The sequence below is a fragment of the Streptomyces sp. YS-3 genome, from assembly GCF_045257485.1.
Classification (GTDB): Bacteria; Actinomycetota; Actinomycetes; order Streptomycetales; family Streptomycetaceae; genus Streptomyces.
On the sequence record NZ_JBJHPC010000967.1, the window covers coordinates 1 to 1,530 of the forward strand.

Genomic DNA, 1,530 nt, shown 5'->3' on the forward strand with positions numbered 1-1,530 from the left:
CCCCCGCCCCAGCCGCCCGGCCACCCCGTCTGCGCCCCCGGCAGCGACGCCCCGGTCCGGGCGATACCGGCGATCCACTCCGTCGGCCAGCCCGCACACCGTGCCAGCAGCTCGGCCGCCGGCATGGCGACCGGTGCCACGGCGAGGGCCGCGAACCCCAGCACCGTCGCCGGGGCCACCGCCAGCTCCGCCAGCAGGTTGCACGGGACGGCCACCAGACTCACCCGCGCCGCGAACACCGCCACCACGGGCGCGCACACCGCCTGCGCCGCACCCGCCGCCGCCAGCACCTCCGCGAGCCTGCCCGGCACCCCGCGCCGCCGCAGCGCCTCACTCCACCCCGGGGCGATCGTGAGGAGCGCCCCCGTGGCCAGGACGGAGAGCAGGAACCCGTAACTCCCCGCCAGCTCCGGGGCGTACAGCACCAGGACCAGTACGGCGGCGGCCAGCGCCGGGATCAGCGATCTGCGGCGGCCCGTCGCGATGGCGAGCAAGGTGACGAGCCCGCAGGCCGCCGCGCGCAGCACACTCGGCTCCGGTCGGCACACCACCACGAACGCCACGGTGACCGCCGTGCCGAGCAGCGCCGTCGCCCGCAGCGAGATACCGAGCCGCGGGGCGAGGCCGCCTCGCTCGGCCAGCGAGGCACGGCTCGGCGGTCCGATCAGCAGCACCAGGACGATCACCAGGTTGCTGCCAGACACCGCCATCAGATGCGTGAGGTCGGTCGCCTCGAAGGCATCCCGCAGCTCGGGCGTGACCCGGGAGGTGTCCCCGATGACGAGCCCCGGAAGCAGCGCCCGGGCGTCCGGGCCCAGTCCACCGGCCGCCTTCCGCAACCCGTCCCGCAGCCCGGCCGCCGTACGCTGCGACACGGTCGGCTCCCCCACGACCCGCGGACCCGTCCGCTCGGGCACCCGCACCAGGGCCGCTGTACCCCGGTCGCCCGGTCTCGGTGGCGCGAGCCGGGTGGAGACGCGTACCCGCGTCGAGGGCAGCAGCCGCTGCCACGTCTCCGGCGCGATCACCAGCACCGGTGTCCGCACGTGTGCGACGCCGCCGTCCGGCCCGGTGACCCGGGTGACCACGGCCTGGATCACCACGGACCGCCCGCCCCAGGCCGCCCGCGCCCGCACCGGCTTGGGGTCGGACGTCAGGGTCAACTCGACGGTGGCACGGACGAATTGCCGGGCAAGTTTCGGGACCGGTCCCCGGCGCGCCTCGGCCATGTGCAGCGCGCTCGCGGTGGCCCCGGCCGCCGCGCACAGAAGTACGGCGGCGACAGCGACCCGGTTCGCCCACCAGGGCCCGGCTCTGGCTCCAGCAGCGGCTGCGGCTCCGGCTCCGGCTCCGGCTCCGGCTCCGATGGCGCGATCGGCAGGGGATGCACGGTCGCGGACCGAGTTCCCACGTCCGGAGAGCGCATCGCCGCTTCCGGCACGGGCGACACGGTCACGGGCAACGCGGTCACGAGCCCAGGACCCGGACCCAGCCCCGGACCCAGCCCCGGCCCAGGACCCGGTCCCGGAC

General features: G+C 76.6%; 1 protein-coding gene. It reads right to left on the bottom strand.

Annotated features, from left to right (window positions below; all coding sequences use genetic code 11):
- Nucleotides 1–1,530: ComEC/Rec2 family competence protein (locus tag ACJA3G_RS36750; protein WP_406557355.1), on the bottom strand; the 1,530-nt coding region annotated here is incomplete at both ends.